The sequence below is a fragment of the Rahnella variigena genome, from assembly GCF_003610915.1.
Lineage (GTDB): Bacteria > Pseudomonadota > Gammaproteobacteria > Enterobacterales > Enterobacteriaceae > Rahnella > Rahnella variigena.
Map to the genome: position 1 here is coordinate 4622218 of NZ_NSDJ01000001.1, position 15993 is coordinate 4638210.

Genomic DNA, 15993 nt, shown 5'->3' on the forward strand with positions numbered 1-15993 from the left:
ACTTACTCTCCTGCGATTCGTGCCGCCAGCGCATCGCCCAGTTCCTGATGCATGGTACGCAGCAGGTCTTCAGTCGTTTCCCAGTTGATACAGGCATCCGTCACAGACACACCGTATTTCATGGCTGAACGCGGTTGTTCAGAAGACTGGCTGCCTTCGTTCAGATGACTTTCCAGCATCAGCCCCGTGATAGAGCGGTTACCGGCTTTAATCTGGTCGATGACGGACTGAGCCACAACAGGCTGGCGACGATAGTCTTTGTTTGAGTTACCGTGACTGCAATCTATCATCAAGGAAGGACGGAGTCCCGCGTCGGTCATCTGTTTTTCACAAGCCTGAACGTCCTGCTCGCTGTAATTTGGTGTCTTACCGCCGCGTAAAATCACATGCCCGTCCGGGTTGCCCTGAGTCTGCAACAGGCAAACCTGCCCGGCCTGATTAATGCCTACAAAACGGTGCGCCATTTCAGCTGCACGCATGGCGTTGATCGCCGTGCCCAGGCTGCCATCGGTGCCGTTCTTGAAGCCAACCGGCATTGACAGACCAGACGCCATCTCACGGTGTGTCTGAGATTCAGTGGTACGCGCACCGATTGCTGACCAGCTGAACAGATCGCCTAAGTATTGCGGGCTGTTTGGATCCAGCGCTTCTGTCGCCAGCGGTAAACCCATGCCGACCAGTTGCAGCAGCAAATCACGGGCAATATGCAGCCCTGCTTCCACATCAAACGTACCGTCCATGTGCGGATCGTTAATCAACCCTTTCCAGCCGACAGTGGTACGTGGTTTTTCAAAGTAAACGCGCATCACGATGTACAAACGGTCGCTCAGCTCAGCCGCCAGCGTTTTCAGGTGACGTGCGTAATCGAGCGCTGCATCAACGTCATGAATTGAACAAGGGCCACACACCACCAGAAGACGAGGATCACGACCATGCACAATATCGGCGATGGTTTTACGTGCTTCGGAAATACTGTTTTCGTCGCTGACGCTTAAAGGAAAACGGTTTTTCAACTCTTCAGGAGTGATAAGGATTTGTTCAGCAGTGATGTGAACATTATTCAGGGCGTCTTTTTGCATGATCGTGTTCCGCTATAAGGAAAATGGGCTGCCACAGAGGCATCTGCGGACAACATTAACACAGCACGTAAACTTATCAAGCCTTACTTGTAAACATAACATTACCAATACAACGTATCCAAGCATGTAATGGAAAGTTATATTTACATAAAGAGAATCTTAGCTCAAAGTGGTGTACCGTAATTGTTACATACGGGTTAAAAGGAAAGTCATGGGATTTCAGGACAAGATATAGAGAGGATGAGGCAGGGAATGCCCTCAGCAGCGGGGATGCTGCTGAGGAAACAGAATTTAAAGGTTACGATCCAGAGTAATAAAGACCTGCCCCAAGGCAGTCACTTCATCCACGCCACACTCGAAGTGGCTTTCCTGACGGGTCACGCTAAGTCGGTTACCGGGAATACGGGCCACATCGTAAACATCCAGATCACCATCGATATCCAGCAACCAGCGGCCATTGCCCGGATGGGTGCTGCCCAGATCAATAATCCACGAGTGATGGCCTTTCACAACATAAGCCGGTTGAGTCAGCGAATCATCCAGCAGCGAAGGATCAACAGACCAGACGCCCTCTTCTTCCAGCGCTCCGCCACGCAATCTCAATTTTTTAAGTTGACGGATGTCACCGGACGCTGCTGCGCCTGAAAGCGCTGAATCCTGCATGTTTCCTTTGCCTGTCGCCAGCCAGCGTAATGACACGCCGGTGTCCAGCGCACAGGCCACGACCACATCACCGGGGAAATAATCTCTTCTTACCCAGGTACTTATTGTTCCAGATGACAAACCGTACAGATCTCCCAGCTCCTTCTGCATGCTGAAGCCGTAAGCCTGAAGCATACGCGTCAGAACAGCTTTTCCACCTTCAAGTTCATCTAATTGCATCTGGCGAAAACCCCTGAATCTGTAAATATCATCTTGACAACTCGCAAATGCAAGCTTAGATTGATTATGTAATGTACCGACTGACGACCATGATACCAAATTTACGGCGTCGTGGAGAAATAAGGAGACGCGATGTTTTTAGGAACAGAGCAGCAGCGCCAGACCGGACTGCGCCATATCGCTCATCTGAAAGAAATTTATTTCGCTCAGAGTAAGGATCGGGTTGAGGTTATTTATGATCAGGCCAGTGAAAAATGGAAACTTACCTTATGTTTTCATGCCGGCCTTAAGCGTCATCATACCTTACTGACATATTCACAATTAAATGATGAGGAACAAATGAAAATAACACAGGCCTTATTATCACTACGCCATTTCACGGCGATATTTAAAGGAGAACTTTACTGATGGCAGACTGGATAGATGAATCGCAGGAGTATCAGTTAAAAATCCTTCAAGCACAGATTACGCAGGCTACCCGCACGCAGCCTTCGCCGTCTGCCTTCTTCTGCGTGGATTGTGACACTCCCATTGCGGAGCCACGCAGGAAAATCATTCCCGGTGTACAGCGATGTATTGAGTGCCAGGAAATTGAGGAAATTAAAAGAAAGAATTATCGCCCCATATAAACCTTCAAATTAATACTATTAAAGTTCGCGTCTGCGCTGGAAATAAACTTATTTCCAGAAGGTTTTTTGCATTCTAATTTTCGGAAATAAACATGTCAGATAACAGAGGCAGGGTAATGCCTTCCCCGCCGCCGGCTTTTAACCGGGCAGCCGGGCAATTGTTCGCAGGGAAATGGGGGTGGAATGCCCCGCGACCGGCGCTCAGCAGTCCGCTGGAAAAACCTCTTAACCGTGATTTCTTCCTCCGCCAGCAAACAGCCCTTTCCCGGATGGCAGCATTGCCTCGCTGTCTGCGTACGCCTTTACATCAGCGGTATACGTTTTTGCTGAAAACAAAGGGAGTCCGCGCGGCGGTCCATTTTCTGATGACAGTGTTTACGCAGCGTTTGTGGCCGCGGATTCAGCAGGTGAATGTGCGCAACACCCTGAACCGTCAGATCTCGCAAAAGCTCCTCATGGAAGAAGAAATGTTTAACCGCCTGCCTGATCTTAATGATGACAGCCTGAGAAGGCTGGCCAGCAAGCTGGCAGTGCATATGCAAGATGCGTACGAATATCACTGTGAACGCTGGCTGCAAAATCGACCCGATCAACCTGACGTGTTATTGCAAGACAGCACGCAGCACGAGATTTACGGGCATATCGCGGCGATGGCCCGCTCTTGTCGCGTACAGCCTCTTTACTGGCAGAGATGGCAAAAAGGCCGTATGACCGCACATTCAGCCGTCGCCAGTATTTCCAGGCTGGTCAGCGGTGAATGGTGGGAAAAACAGCTGCGTTCAAAACAGCGTTTGTGGCGCGAAGCCCTGATGATTGCCTGTGGTTATGTGAGCCGCGCAACATCGCCATATGCCAGTAAAAATGCCATCCGTGATGTGGTGTCACGCCGCTTATCCGCCATTAATTACCTGAAACAATGCCAGCTCGAAAATGTCGAATCAGGGGAAACACTGAGCCTGCTGGAGACCGTATTAGCCAGCATTTCCAACCCTAAACTTCGCCGTATGGAACTGATGACCCTGATCGCCGGTATCGAAGATGTTGCTGACCAGCAGCGGGACTGCGGCCTGTTTATCACGCTGACCACACCTTCAAAATACCATCCGCTGAAAACGACTGGCGCCGGATCATCACCCATTTTTAACCAGAAATGGGATCAGCACGCGTTTACACCCAAAGATGCACAACGTTATCTGGTCGCGGTCTGGGCAAAAATCCGCACCACGTTTAAAGACCGGAACCTGAAAGTGTACGGTGTGCGCGTCGTCGAACCGCATCACGACGGCACCCCGCACTGGCACATGATGCTGTTCACACCAGCGGATCAGCAGCAAAAGGTGACTGAAGTAATGCGCCGTTACGCACTGGAAGAAGATCCGGATGAGCCAGGCGCTGCGGAGTCACGTTTTAATTGTAAGCCGCTGAACCGCGGCGGTGCGGCGGGTTACATTGCGAAATACGTCTCCAAGAATATTGATGGTTATGCGCTTGATGGCGAAAAGGATTTTGACTCCGGACGCCTGCTTACTGATGTCGCGACCGCGGTCACCTCATGGGCATCGACGTGGCGGATCCCGCAATTTCACGCCATTGGCATTCCTGCCGTCGGCGCGTGGCGTGAATGTCGGCGGATCAGACATCAGAGTCTGAACAGCCGCTTTGATAAACGCGTAGAGGACGTCCGCAGCGCCGCCGACCAGGGGGATTTTGCCGGTTATATCCAGGCACAGGGCGGCATACATATTCCGCGAAAAGAGCAAACGGTTCGCGTTGCGCGCCAGCTCAGCGGGGAAACCAATGCCTGGGGCGAGCCCCGTCATAAAGTCATCGGCATTTACGCGCCGCATCTTGGTACTTCGCTTATTTACCTGACACATACCGAACAATGGCGGATTGTCCGTCACCGGCCTTGTTCTGTGGAAATGCCGGAGATTCGCTTACCTTGGAGTTCTGTCAATAACTGTGGATCGCCAGCTTTCGCACAAAGCCATCAATTCATACAAAAATCGGATCAATAAAAATTAATGCATAAATTCAATGAATTATAATTTTTAAAATGCCCTAAGTGTTGACGTATTAGATCAATTAAAGAATACTGTATATAAACACAGTATCTGGCGAGGGGAGAAAATGGAAAACCTGACTAAACAACAGCTAACGTTGTCCAGGATACAACTGATCGCAGACATATCGCAGACAGCCCAATGCAATCCAAAAGAATTTCTGGTCATGATGTCGCTGATTTCAGAACTGGCAGGTCAGGCGCTGACTGACGAGAACCAGAACGCAGTCTGCTACAACGGGAGTACTGACGACCCTCACTGATTGCCAGACCCTGCGGCGGTAGTTGTCAACATTGTTGGCGCTTGCCCGACCGGTTTCCCTCCGGACTAAGCGCCCCGCCCTCTCCCTGTGTTATTTATCTGCTTCTCTGTTGTGCCAGTCGTTTCACATCCCTTCCAGATTGCCGCTCCACGCCCTATTCCGCAGACTGATCTCATCAAATGACGATCCTACTCACTCGCGGAGAAAACCCATGAAAGTCTATGCACAACAGGGCGACACCCTCGATTCCCTATGCTGGCGTTATTACAACCGTACCGCTGCGGTCGTCGAAAAAGTCTTTGCCGCCAATAAAGGCATCGCCGATTTAGGCCCGTTATTGCCTCACGGTACGGCCGTTGATTTACCGGACATTGCAGAACAACCGGTTCAGGAGGCGATCAAATTATGGGACTGAGTACTGAGCGCATCAGTTCAGGCTGCGCCTATTTTATTGCCACCTCACTGACCTGGCTCGCCAGCCTGACATCGCAGGACTTCGCCTTTCTGGTCGGCTCTGGTGTCGGGGTCGGTACGTTTCTGATCAACTGGTATTACCGGCGCAAAAGCTATCAGTTGCTGGCACGCAGCGGCCTGCGCAAAGACACCTATGAAAACCTCAACTCTTAAACGCTGCAGTGCTGCCGTCGTGTTAGGGCTGATGGCGGTATTGCCGGGCTATCTGTCACTGCAGGTGTCGGCAGAAGGATTGCGGCTTATCACCGATTTTGAAGGCTGTCAGCTGCAGCCCTACCAGTGCAGTGCCGGTGTATGGACCAGCGGCATCGGCCACACGGCAGGGGTTAAACCGGCACAAACCATTACCGAACATCAGGCCGCTGAAAACCTGCTGGCAGATATTCAGCAGACCGAGCGCGCCATTAAAAAATGTATGCCGGTGACCATGCCACAGCCGGTTTTTGATGCCGTCGTGTCCTTCGGTTTTAACGTCGGCACCGGAGCAGCCTGTCAATCCACGCTGGCATTTTTCATCAACCAGCAGCAGTGGCAGAAAGCTTGTGATCAGCTCCCGCGCTGGGTTTTCGTTAATGGTGAACGTAATCGCGGGCTGGAACGCAGGCGAAATGCCGAGCGTGCCGTCTGCCTGAAAGGGGTCTGAATGCGCCTGTTACCGGCACTTCTGGCCGGGATGGTTTTGCTGATCGCCATCCTGCTGCTTTCCAACCGTTCATTACAGCACGACCTCAACAACGCTGGTCTGCAACGCGATGCCCTGGCGGCTCAGGTGAAGCAACGGGAGCAGCTAATCACCGTCCTGAACCAGCAAATGCGCCAGCGCGAGCAGGCTGAACTGGCGTTACGCGAAGACCTGAGCACGGCCCGGCAAATGATGCAAAGCCGCGAAAAACAAAGGCAGAGGAGCCTTCATGAAAATCTGCAAACCCGTCAGTGGGCTGATACCGGGCTGCCTGCTGATGTTAGCCGGCTGCACCAGCGTCCCGCCTTCAGCTCCGCCATCGATTATTTACGTTGGCTGTCCGGCGGTCAGCTCATGCCCGATCCCGGCCAGCAAACCGGTCACCAATGAAGATCTGAGCGCCGACATTCTCCAGCTGGAATCTGCGCTGATGGATTGCAGCTTACAAATCGAAGCCATCAAAAAGTGTCAGGAGGCACAACATGCAAAAACCGATTCAGTTGCAACAACGGCTGACTGAACAAATCCCTCAGCTTACTGCCGCACCGGAAAAACTGGCCCTGACTACCGGCGCCGGCAACGTGGTGGCCACGTCGGCACCTTCGCTGTCTTTTGAATATCGCTATCCGCTGACAGTGACGATTACGGATGAAGCGATCAGCGAAACGCTGGTCGATCTGAGCGTGGTCACCGTCCTCGACTGGCTGCAGGTTAATCAGCCTGAGATCCTCGGCAACGCGGCGCACCGGCTGAGTGATTTCACTTTCACTCAGAAGGCGAACAGCCTGGTCCTGACGCTGCAACTGACTGAGCGCGTGCAGGTTTCAGATTCAGAAGATGTCCGCACCATCACGCATCTGCCTGAACCCCCATTGCCGGAAAACGTGACGCTGCCGCGTGAGGTTTATCTCAACGGAGAACTGATCAGCAGCTGGACGGTGTGACCCGGTAAACCTTGTTGTGTCAGCCGCTGGCGAACGGTCACCGGTTGTCGCTCAACCCTCTGAAACGGCATCCTTTATCCCATGAATACGACTCTTCAACTCAACGACATAATGCGGCTGATTGGCAATCTGGTGCGCATCGGCAACGTCTCTGAACTGGATTTGGCCAACGCACGTTGCCGCGTCGCGACGGGCAGCAACGTAACGGCGTGGCTGCCGTGGATGACGCACCGCGCTGGCCGCACGCGCAGCTGGTGGGCGCCTTCCGTCGGCGAGCAGGTTTTGCTGCTCTCGATGGGCGGCGAACTGAATACGGCGTTCGTCTTACCCGCCGTTTTCTCCGATGCCTCACCCGCGCCATCGGTTTCGCCAGATGCCCTTCATCTGGCCTTCCCGGACGGCGCCGTTTTTGAATATGAACCGGCACAAAGCACTTTGAAAGTGACGGGAATTAAAACCGCAGTCATCAACGCATCGCAGAAAGTTGAGGTAACAGCGCCCGAAATCCGCTGCACCGCCAGCACCCGCATCACGCTGGACACGCCGGAAGTAGTTTGCACAAGCAAGCTGACCACCGGATCCCTTGAAGTGAAACAAGGTGGCACGCTGACCGGCAACTTAATCCATAGCGGCGGCAGCCTGACATCCAACGGCATCGTTGTGCATACCCATCGCCACAGCGGTGTTCAGACCGGTGGCGGTCAGACAGGAGGCCCGCAATGAGCAATCCGAAATACCTGGGGATGGACAGAAATAGCGGTCTGGCTATCGAAGATCTCGACCATATTCGCCAGTCCGTCAGCGATATTTTGAATACGCCGGTGGGCTCAAGAGTGATGCGCCGTAATTACGGCTCGCTGCTTTCGGAGCTGATTGACCAGCCGCAAAACGGCGCCCTGCGGCTACAGATGATGGCCGTGTGTTACACCGCCCTGTTGCAGTGGGAACCCCGCGTTTCACTGACTGCTATCACTTTTGACACCGGCTACGACGGCAAGATGGTGATTGAACTGACCGGAAGCCGTAACGATACGGCGACGGATTTTTCCCTGAATATTCCTGTGAGCTGACACTTATGGCAACGATCGATTTGAGCCAGTTACCGGCCCCCGATGTGGTCGAACAACTGGATTATGAAACCCTGCTTGAAGAACGTAAAACGACGCTGATTTCACTCTATCCCGCCGACCAGCAGGAAGCCATCAGCCGGACACTGACGCTGGAATCCGAACCGCTGGTCAAGCTGTTGCAGGAGAACGCTTACCGCGAACTGATCCTGCGCCAGCGCGTCAATGAATCCGCCCGCGCGGTAATGGTGGCGTATGCGACGGGTAGCGATCTGGATCAGCTGGCGGCGAACAATGGCGTACAACGACTGGTGCTGACGCCTGCTGATAACACCAAAGTTCCGCCAGTCGCAGCTGTCATGGAAAGTGATGCAGATTTCCGCACCCGAATTCCGCAGGCCTTTGAAGGAATGAGCGTTGCCGGTCCGTCCGGGTCATACGAGTTCCACGGTTTGTCTGCCGATGGCCGGGTGGCGGACATCTCGGTTATCAGCCCGTCTCCAGCGAATGTCACCATTTCTGTACTGTCGCGTGAAGCCGATGGTATCGCTCCGGAAGACCTGTTAACGAAAGTTCGTATCGCGCTGAACGACGAAAATGTCCGGCCTGTTGCCGACCGTGTTCTGGTTCAGTCTGCCAGCGTCGTCCCCTATGAGATTGATGCCACGCTCTACCTGTTTCCGGGGCCTGAGTCTGAACCTATCACCCTAGCAGCCGAAGAAAAGTTGAAATCTTATATCAGCGATCAGCATCGTCTGGGACGCGATATCCGGCTTTCGGCCATCTATGCGGCGCTGCATGTCGAAGGTGTCCAGCGTGTGGAGCTTGCTAAACCGGCCGCTGACATTGTGCTCGACAGCACGCAAGCCTCTTACTGCACAAATTACGTGATTACCGTCGGAGGCTCCGATGAGTAACAGGTTGCTGCCCAGTGGTTCTTCCGCGCTGGAACTGGCAGCCGCAGAAGCCTGCGCTGAACTGGCTCGTGTGAATGTCCCGCTAAAAACATTATGGAATCCGCAGACCTGCCCCGCCAAATTTTTACCTTATCTGGCATGGGCACTTTCTGTCGACCGCTGGGACAGCGAATGGCCAACGGCGACAAAACGCAGCGTGATTCAGTCTGCCTGGTTCATTCATCAGCATAAAGGCACCATCAGCGCCATCAAACGCGTGGTCGAGCCTCTCGGTTATGTCATTAACGTCACCGAATGGTGGGAAACCAATGACCCGCCTGGCACGTTCAAACTCGACATCGGTGTTCTCGATTCCGGGATTGACGAAGCCATGTACGAAGAAATGGAGCGACTAATTGATGATGCGAAACCCGCCAGCCGTCATCTGATCGGACTGACGATTACTCAGGATATTCCCGGCACCGTCTATCTCGCCGCGGCAATGTATGACGCAGAAATACTCACTGTTTATCCGGACTGATAAGGAATCTTATGAGCAAATTTAAATCCGTCGTCACCACTCTCGGGCAGGCGCGCATTGCGTCAGCCATCGAAAGCGGAAAAGACGTCAATATTACCCATCTGGCAGTCGGTGATGGTAATGGCAACGCAACTGAGCCCGCTGTGGGGCAGACGGCACTGGTTCATGAAACCTACCGTCTGAAACTGAACTCCATCAAAATCGACAACAAAAATGCCAACTGGATTATTGCCGAAGCCATTATCCCGGCAGAAGTCGGCGGTTTCTGGATGCGTGAGATGGGACTGTTTTCTGCAGAAGGAGAACTCATTGCCGTCAGTAATATGGCCGACAGCTATAAACCCACGCTGGAGGAGGGTTCCGGCCGGACACAAACCCTGCGCATGGTATTAACCGTCACAGATACCGATGCGGTCAGCCTGACCATTGACGACACCCTGATTATTGCGACCGAAGAATACGTCAATAATCTGCTGGCAGAACATGAAGCCTCACGGCGTCACCCCGACGGTACGCTGACCGCAAAAGGTTTTGTGCAGCTGAGCAGCGCGGTGGACAGCACAAGCGAAGTTCTGGCGGCAACGCCAAAAGCGGTGAAAGCTGCGAATGATAATGCAAACGGGCGCTTACCCTCCGGCGGAACAGCTGTTGCCGCGACTAAGCTGGCGACGGCAAGGAAAATAGCCGGTGTAGCATTTGATGGTACGGCGGATATTAACTTGTCAGCTGGTAATGTGGGTGCAGTGCCTGCAACAGGCGGCAATGTGGGATATCTGGAAAATGCATCCCGTTACAAGATTAAACCAGGAACATGGGAGGGAGTCGGTGGCTTTGCAACCCAATATTCGCAACCTTTTGCACCGTTCCTGATCCCTTACGGATACGCAGTCCCCGCTGGTGTAAGTAATTATTCTCCTTTTCTTAAAGGGATCGTCCAAACCCAAACATACGGCTACGCGGCATCCGTCAGTTTTGGTGCATACACCGCTGGTGATGCTCATTTTCCCAGTGCTGTAATACATGTTGTTGGTGATAACGGGGGATCTACAGCATGGTTTTTCGATTCTAACAACGGTGGTTTCAGTAGCCCGGGGGAAATTCACGCTAATGGAAATATTGTTGCTGTAGGGGCGCTCTATGAATCCAACGGCGGTGTTCGGGTTTATAGCTCAAATAATCCGCCGACCCCGGCTGCCATTAATGCAATTGCGCAAGATACTTGCAGTGTTGCAGGTTTTATTGTTGGCAATGTACAAGCCCCTTATATGCGGCACTCGACCACCTCTGAAGTTGTACAACTGGCAACCTATAGTTGGGTTGCAAACAATTATGTCAGTGACATCAGACTGGGGACATCCACGGAATTTCAGGAGCGTGGTAACAATGAACGTATGGCTGGCGGGGTCATGACATCTTTCAAAGATGCAGGGAGTTCAAACTATTGGATTCGTCTGCGACCATTACAAAAAGCCGTTAACGGTAACTGGTATACAGTAGGTTACGCATGAAAAATAAAATTTATGGCCCATTTGAATTAAAAGAAAATATCAATGAAGCTGAAAAATTGCTCGCTGATTCGCACAGCATCATGTTCCTTGAAGACCCAAAGGGAAACGACTGGTACGAACTGCAGAAACAACTAGCTTCGGAAACTTTAAAGATCACTTTCGATCAAATGGGATTAATAAACTCAGCAAGTTACGATGCAAGCACCCTGTGGCCTCAATCTTTTTTCCTGGCGGAAGTTAATGTGGTCCCGGAAAAGTTTGAAAGTCGTAGCAATAGTGGGAAATGGATCTTTGATGGAGAGAAAATTACCGAACGTATTTTTACAAGCGAAGAGCTCATTGAGCATGCGGTAATCAAACGTAATTTATTGATGACCGCAGCTAACGAAATTATAACGCCATTGCAGGATGCCGTTGATATTGATGATGCCAGCGATGAAGAAATTACCTTGCTCAAAGCCTGGAAAACCTATCGCGTTGCACTTAACCGGCTGGATCTTTCAATCGCCCCAGACATCACCTGGCCTGAAATTCCGGCCTGACTCCAGCCCCTTCGGGGGCTTTTTTATTATCTGATTCCCCCCGCTGTTGTGCCACCGCCCCCACGCCCCTGATGAAATGCGCTTTCTGTTGCGAACCGGCATCCTTGCTTCACCACCCACAACAGAGAGAGTCAACCTGATGGCTGATTATCATCACGGCGTACGTGTTGTTGAAATCAACGACGGCACCCGCGTTATTTCTACCGTTTCCACAGCAATTATAGGCATGGTTTGTACCGCAGAAGATGCGGATGCGACCGTTTTTCCTTTGAATACTCCGGTCCTGATCACTGATGTTCTGGCCGCCAGCGGTAAAGCAGGCACCAGCGGCACGTTGCGCGCAGCGCTTCTGGCGATTGCTGACCAGTGTAAACCGGTTACAGTCGTGGTGCGTGTTGCCACGGGCGAAGATGAGGCTGAGACCACCAGTAATATCATCGGCGGTTCTGATGCCAATGGCCGTTATACCGGCATGAAAGCGCTGCTTTCTGCTCAGGCTGAGCTTGGCGTTAAACCACGCATTCTCGGCGTTCCTGGTCTGGATAATCAGGCAGTCGCAACCGCGCTGGCAGGAGTTTGCCAGCAGCTGCGTGCCTTTGGTTATGTCGGCGTCTATGGCGCAAAAACCATTTCCGATGCGATTAAATACCGCGAGAACTTCAGTCAGCGCGAACTGATGCTGATCTGGCCGGACTTTATTAACTGGAATACCACCACCAGCCAGTCGGATATCGCTTATGCCACTGCTCGTGCTCTGGGCTTACGCGCCAAAATCGACCAGGAAACCGGCTGGCATAAAACCCTGTCAAACGTCGGCGTGAACGGTGTGACCGGCCTTTCAGCCAGCGTCTTCTGGGATTTGCAGGCGACCGGCACCGACGCCGATCTGCTGAACGAAGCCTGTGTCACCACGCTGGTTCGCAAAGACGGCTTCCGTTTCTGGGGCAACCGTACCTGCAGCGATGACACGTTGTTCCTGTTTGAAAACTACACCCGTACCGCGCAAGTGCTGGCCGATACCATGGCAGAAGCGCATATGTGGGCGGTCGATAAACCAATGACGCCCTCACTGGTTCGCGACATGATCGACGGCATCAAAGCCAAAATGCGCGAAATGAAATCAGCGGGTTACATCATTGACGGTGACTGCTGGTACGACGAAACCGCAAACACAGCGGAAACCCTGAAAGCCGGCAAACTGTATATCGATTACGACTACACCCCGGTTCCTCCACTGGAAGATCTGACCCTGCGCCAGCGTATCACCGACTCTTACCTGGTGAACTTTGCCGCGTCCATTAACAGCTAAGGAGACAATGACTCATGGCACTTCCTAAGAAATTGAAATACCTGAACCTGTTTAATGACGGGAACAGCTACCTCGGTCTGGTCTCTTCGCTGACGCTGCCGAAACTCACCCGCAAACTGCAAAACTATCGTGGCGGCGGCATGAGCGGTTCGGTCGCGGTGGACTTCGGTCTGGACGACGATGCGCTGACGCTGGAATGGTCCATCGGCGGTCTGGATGAGCTGGTTCTGCAGCAATGGGGCAGCACATCTGATATTCCACTGCGTTTTGCCGGTTCGCTGCAGCGTGACGATACCGGTGATGTTTCCGCGGTCGAAGTGATGATGCGCGGCCGTCACAAAGAGTTTGATTTCGGTGAGTACAAACAGGGTGAAGACACTGAAACCAAAGTCACCACCCAGTGTACATATTTCAAACTGACCATCGACGGCAAAGAGCTGATTGAGATCGACACCGTCAATATGGTCGAAGTCGTCAACGGCGTTGACCGTCTGGCGGAACACCGTACCGCACTCGGCCTGTAATTCCCTCCCAAAGCCGGCAGTCATTGCCGGCTTCATTTCCCACTCAAGCAGGAAAACACATGAACCCGACTGACATTAATGACAATACCGTGATCCTCGATGTTCCGCTCAAACGCGGCGAAATGGAAATCACCGAAGTTCAGGTCACCAGACCCACTGCGGGCAGCTTACGCGGTATCGGTCTTGCGGCACTGGCGAACGCGGATGTGGACGCGCTGATCACCATTTTACCGCGCATCACCTCTCCGAACCTGACCAAAGAAGAGTGCTCGCGCCTGGAGCTGCCGGATCTGATTGCGCTCGCAGGCAAGGTGATTGGTTTTTTATCGCCGAAACCGGTGGTGTAAGTATTGCGCCCCGCCTCACCGTGGATGACCTGATGGCAGATATCGCGGTGATATTTCACTGGCCGCCGTCTGAGATGGACGGCATGTCACTCACCGATCTGCTGAACTGGCGACATAAGGCACTGCAACGCAGCGGAGTAAAAACAGATGAGTAATCTCGAACAGTTACCTCATACGCTGGAAAAAATAAATCAGGATCTGGCCGCCTTCAGGGCCGAAACTGACAAGGTCAGAAACAACCTGCTGACACTGCCCGGGAAGACGTTATTCAGCGTCTTCTCAGAAGATATCACTGACGCTTCCCTCCAGTTTGAAAAGTCGCTTTTCGCCGCGGACAGCGAAAACGAAACGCAGGCATTTTCCGGTCTGAAAAAAGCGGTGGCCAGCCAGTCGGCAGAAAAGCTGCGCCAGCAACGCCCGATGCAAATGGAACAACGAGGGCTGGAAATCGGGCAGCAATATAAAAATCGTGAACTGAAAATTGACCAGTTAAAAAATATTAGCTCGTCTGCCTTTTCCTTTGCACAACCGAAACTGGCGCTGGCACAAAACTTTCTTAAACCAGGTGCAGCTCTGGAAGCCGGACTGGCAGAAGTGCAGTCGGTTCTCGGTCTGAAAAATGGCGATCCGCATGTTGCCGCTTTACGGCAGCAAAGTCTGTCGATGGCGGCAGCCGGTCATTCACCGGCGGAAGTGGTCGCTAAACAGCAGACACTCGCTAAAAACGGAATGAATGCCGATCAGGTTCTGGAACAAACACCGGCAGCACTGAATGGCACAACGCCTGCGGCACAGATGGCGGTGATTGTGAAAGGCGACAACCTTGACGGTGATATCACTAAGCTTTTTGCCACCTGGGACACTATCCGTATCAACCTTTTCGACGGGCAAACTGCCGCCCTGCGAGAACTGACGCAAACGGCCACCAGCTGGCTGGGCACGATCAATACCTGGATCACTGATAATCCGGTGCTGGTGAATTCCCTGCTCGGTCTGGCATTAGGCATCACGGGCATTGTCGGCGGAATGGGTGCGCTCGGCATGACTATCGCGCCGGTACTGAGCGGTATCAATATGCTGATGGCAGGCGCCGGACTGCTTGGAACCATTTTTACCGGCACCGGCGGCGTTATTGCCACCGCCTTTGCCGCCATCGGACTTCCGCTGCTGCCCGTGATCGCGTTGATCGCCGGTATCGGTATCGCCGTAGTGAAACTTTGGGAGCCGATCAGTGCGTTTGTTGGCGGAGTGATTGAAGGATTTAGCTCGGTAATGGGACCAATAACTGCTGCGTTTACACCTTTCAGAACCGCGCTGGGATGGGTTACCGATTTGTTTGAACCGATAAAATTCAGTCAGGATACCCTGAGCGGCTTCACCAATATTGGCAAAGTGGTCGGGGAAGCAATTGCAGAGATTTTCGTCACGCTTAATAAAGCGGTTTCTCAAATAGGTGAAGTCTTCAGCTGGGCGAAAAAAGGTTGGGATGCGATTTTTGGCAATGACGATGCCGAAAGTCAGGGTATTCCGGCAGCGCCGGTGGAGAGCATTTCTCCGACGGGCGGCACGCTGAGCCTGTATCAGCCCGCTAAAACTTCCGTAGCGAATACCCTGACGGATAACCGGGCGACGACCGTGAACTTAAGCTTCACGGCCACACCGGAGACAGATCATAACCAGATCAGAACCTGGATTGAAGATTCAATAAACCAGCAGAAATGGAACGATACCAACAATCTTCTCAGCCAGTACAACAACGGAGGGATTTACTCATGATGATGTCGCTGGGTTTATTTGTATTTAAATTGAGCACGCTGCCTTATCAGAATACATCCCGTCAGGTGAATTATGGCTGGGGCACGAACGCGCGTTTCGGACAGCGTCCCGTTTCGCAATTTCTCGGATTGGGTGAGGAAACGGTAAAAATTACCGGGCAATTATTGCCTGAAATGACCGGCGGTATGCGCTATTTACAGGTACTACAGAGCATGGCCGACTCCGGCCGTGCATGGCCGTTGATTGAAGGCAGCGGCACGATTTATGGCATGTATGTCATCAAAAATATTGCCAATGACAATGCTGAGTTTAATTCCAGCGGCCAGGCGCGAAGTATTAATTTTACGCTCAACCTGACCCGCGTCGATGAGTCGCAGGCCGCCATGTTCGGTGATTTGCTGACTCAGGCCGAAGGTTTGTATAACAAAGCCAGCTCAACCATCAGCAATTTCGCAAGCGGAGTCTGAA

23 protein-coding genes and 1 pseudogene are annotated in these 15993 nt (G+C 52.5%); 22 read left to right on the top strand and 2 right to left on the bottom strand.

Features of this window, described 5'->3' with window-relative positions:
• Positions 1–2: 2 nt before the first annotated feature.
• A complete protein-coding gene (locus CKQ54_RS21300; protein ID WP_120163560.1) occupies positions 3–1079 on the bottom strand; it encodes a 3-deoxy-7-phosphoheptulonate synthase in 1077 nt (358 codons plus the stop codon).
• A 291-nt stretch (positions 1080–1370) separates the two neighbouring features.
• A complete protein-coding gene (locus CKQ54_RS21305) occupies positions 1371–1961 on the bottom strand; it encodes a phage repressor protein CI (RefSeq protein WP_112290605.1) in 591 nt (196 codons plus the stop codon).
• A gap of 132 nt (positions 1962–2093) precedes the next feature.
• Here CKQ54_RS21305 and CKQ54_RS21310 point away from each other — a divergent pair, with 132 nt between their 5' ends.
• From CKQ54_RS21310 to CKQ54_RS21410, 22 genes and pseudogenes are all read left to right on the top strand, one after another.
• Positions 2094–2369, top strand: coding sequence for a DUF5347 family protein (locus tag CKQ54_RS21310; protein ID WP_112290606.1), 276 nt, complete (start codon positions 2094–2096; stop codon positions 2367–2369).
• Positions 2369–2590, top strand: coding sequence for a TraR/DksA C4-type zinc finger protein (locus CKQ54_RS21315; protein ID WP_120163559.1), 222 nt, complete (start codon positions 2369–2371; stop codon positions 2588–2590). The genes CKQ54_RS21310 and CKQ54_RS21315 overlap by 1 nt, the downstream gene beginning before the upstream one ends.
• A gap of 92 nt (positions 2591–2682) precedes the next feature.
• Positions 2683–4608 carry a replication endonuclease gene (locus CKQ54_RS21320; RefSeq protein WP_120163558.1) on the top strand — a complete coding sequence of 642 codons (1926 nt, stop codon included), beginning with the start codon at positions 2683–2685 and terminating at the stop codon, positions 4606–4608.
• A 112-nt stretch (positions 4609–4720) separates the two neighbouring features.
• On the top strand, positions 4721–4915 hold the full coding sequence (locus CKQ54_RS21325) for a hypothetical protein (RefSeq protein WP_112290611.1): 195 nt from the start codon (positions 4721–4723) through the stop codon (positions 4913–4915).
• A 211-nt stretch (positions 4916–5126) separates the two neighbouring features.
• Positions 5127–5330 (top strand): tail protein X, encoded by a 204-nt coding sequence (locus CKQ54_RS21330; protein WP_112290612.1) that lies wholly within the window; start codon positions 5127–5129, stop codon positions 5328–5330.
• Complete coding sequence (locus CKQ54_RS21335) at positions 5321–5542, top strand: HP1 family phage holin (RefSeq protein WP_112290614.1); 222 nt, start codon at positions 5321–5323, stop codon at positions 5540–5542. Before CKQ54_RS21330 ends, CKQ54_RS21335 begins: the two co-directional genes overlap by 10 nt.
• Complete coding sequence (locus CKQ54_RS21340) at positions 5523–6032, top strand: lysozyme (protein WP_112290615.1); 510 nt, start codon at positions 5523–5525, stop codon at positions 6030–6032. The genes CKQ54_RS21335 and CKQ54_RS21340 overlap by 20 nt, the downstream gene beginning before the upstream one ends.
• The gene (gene lysB / locus CKQ54_RS21345) at positions 6033–6461 is read left to right on the top strand and encodes an Rz-like lysis system protein LysB (RefSeq protein WP_120163557.1); all 429 of its coding nucleotides are present in this window, start codon (positions 6033–6035) and stop codon (positions 6459–6461) included.
• Positions 6349–6591 (top strand): Rz1-like lysis system protein LysC, encoded by a 243-nt coding sequence (gene lysC, locus CKQ54_RS25855; RefSeq protein WP_244220241.1) that lies wholly within the window; start codon positions 6349–6351, stop codon positions 6589–6591. Before lysB ends, lysC begins: the two co-directional genes overlap by 113 nt.
• Positions 6554–7015, top strand: a complete 462-nt coding sequence (locus tag CKQ54_RS21350) for a phage tail protein (RefSeq protein WP_120163556.1) — start codon at positions 6554–6556, stop codon at positions 7013–7015. The genes lysC and CKQ54_RS21350 overlap by 38 nt, the downstream gene beginning before the upstream one ends.
• Before the next feature lie 81 nt (positions 7016–7096).
• Entirely contained in the window at positions 7097–7738 is a 642-nt protein-coding gene (locus CKQ54_RS21355) for a phage baseplate assembly protein V (protein WP_120163555.1), read from the top strand.
• Positions 7735–8085: a GPW/gp25 family protein gene (locus tag CKQ54_RS21360; RefSeq protein ID WP_112290622.1), complete on the top strand. Its 351-nt coding sequence runs from the start codon at positions 7735–7737 to the stop codon at positions 8083–8085. Before CKQ54_RS21355 ends, CKQ54_RS21360 begins: the two co-directional genes overlap by 4 nt.
• 5 nt (positions 8086–8090) lie before the next feature.
• Positions 8091–8999, top strand: a complete 909-nt coding sequence (locus tag CKQ54_RS21365) for a baseplate assembly protein (RefSeq protein WP_120163554.1) — start codon at positions 8091–8093, stop codon at positions 8997–8999.
• Entirely contained in the window at positions 8992–9519 is a 528-nt protein-coding gene (locus CKQ54_RS21370) for a phage tail protein I (RefSeq protein ID WP_120163553.1), read from the top strand. The genes CKQ54_RS21365 and CKQ54_RS21370 overlap by 8 nt, the downstream gene beginning before the upstream one ends.
• A gap of 11 nt (positions 9520–9530) precedes the next feature.
• Positions 9531–10148 (top strand): annotated as a pseudogene (locus CKQ54_RS25860) (phage tail protein); the annotation flags it as partial.
• Between the two features lie 875 nt (positions 10149–11023).
• On the top strand, positions 11024–11569 hold the full coding sequence (locus CKQ54_RS21380; protein WP_120163551.1) for a tail fiber assembly protein: 546 nt from the start codon (positions 11024–11026) through the stop codon (positions 11567–11569).
• A 139-nt stretch (positions 11570–11708) separates the two neighbouring features.
• Positions 11709–12878 (top strand): phage tail sheath protein, encoded by a 1170-nt coding sequence (locus CKQ54_RS21385; protein ID WP_120163550.1) that lies wholly within the window; start codon positions 11709–11711, stop codon positions 12876–12878.
• 14 nt (positions 12879–12892) lie between these two features.
• On the top strand, positions 12893–13402 hold the full coding sequence (locus CKQ54_RS21390; protein ID WP_013574045.1) for a phage major tail tube protein: 510 nt from the start codon (positions 12893–12895) through the stop codon (positions 13400–13402).
• A gap of 59 nt (positions 13403–13461) precedes the next feature.
• Positions 13462–13749 (top strand): phage tail assembly protein, encoded by a 288-nt coding sequence (locus CKQ54_RS21395; protein ID WP_120163549.1) that lies wholly within the window; start codon positions 13462–13464, stop codon positions 13747–13749.
• Between the two features lie 20 nt (positions 13750–13769).
• Positions 13770–13904, top strand: coding sequence for a GpE family phage tail protein (locus CKQ54_RS21400; protein WP_013574043.1), 135 nt, complete (start codon positions 13770–13772; stop codon positions 13902–13904).
• The gene (locus CKQ54_RS21405) at positions 13897–15525 is read left to right on the top strand and encodes a phage tail tape measure protein (protein WP_120163548.1); all 1629 of its coding nucleotides are present in this window, start codon (positions 13897–13899) and stop codon (positions 15523–15525) included. Before CKQ54_RS21400 ends, CKQ54_RS21405 begins: the two co-directional genes overlap by 8 nt.
• Positions 15522–15992, top strand: coding sequence for a phage tail protein (locus tag CKQ54_RS21410; protein WP_120163547.1), 471 nt, complete (start codon positions 15522–15524; stop codon positions 15990–15992). Before CKQ54_RS21405 ends, CKQ54_RS21410 begins: the two co-directional genes overlap by 4 nt.
• Position 15993 lies beyond the last annotated feature (1 nt).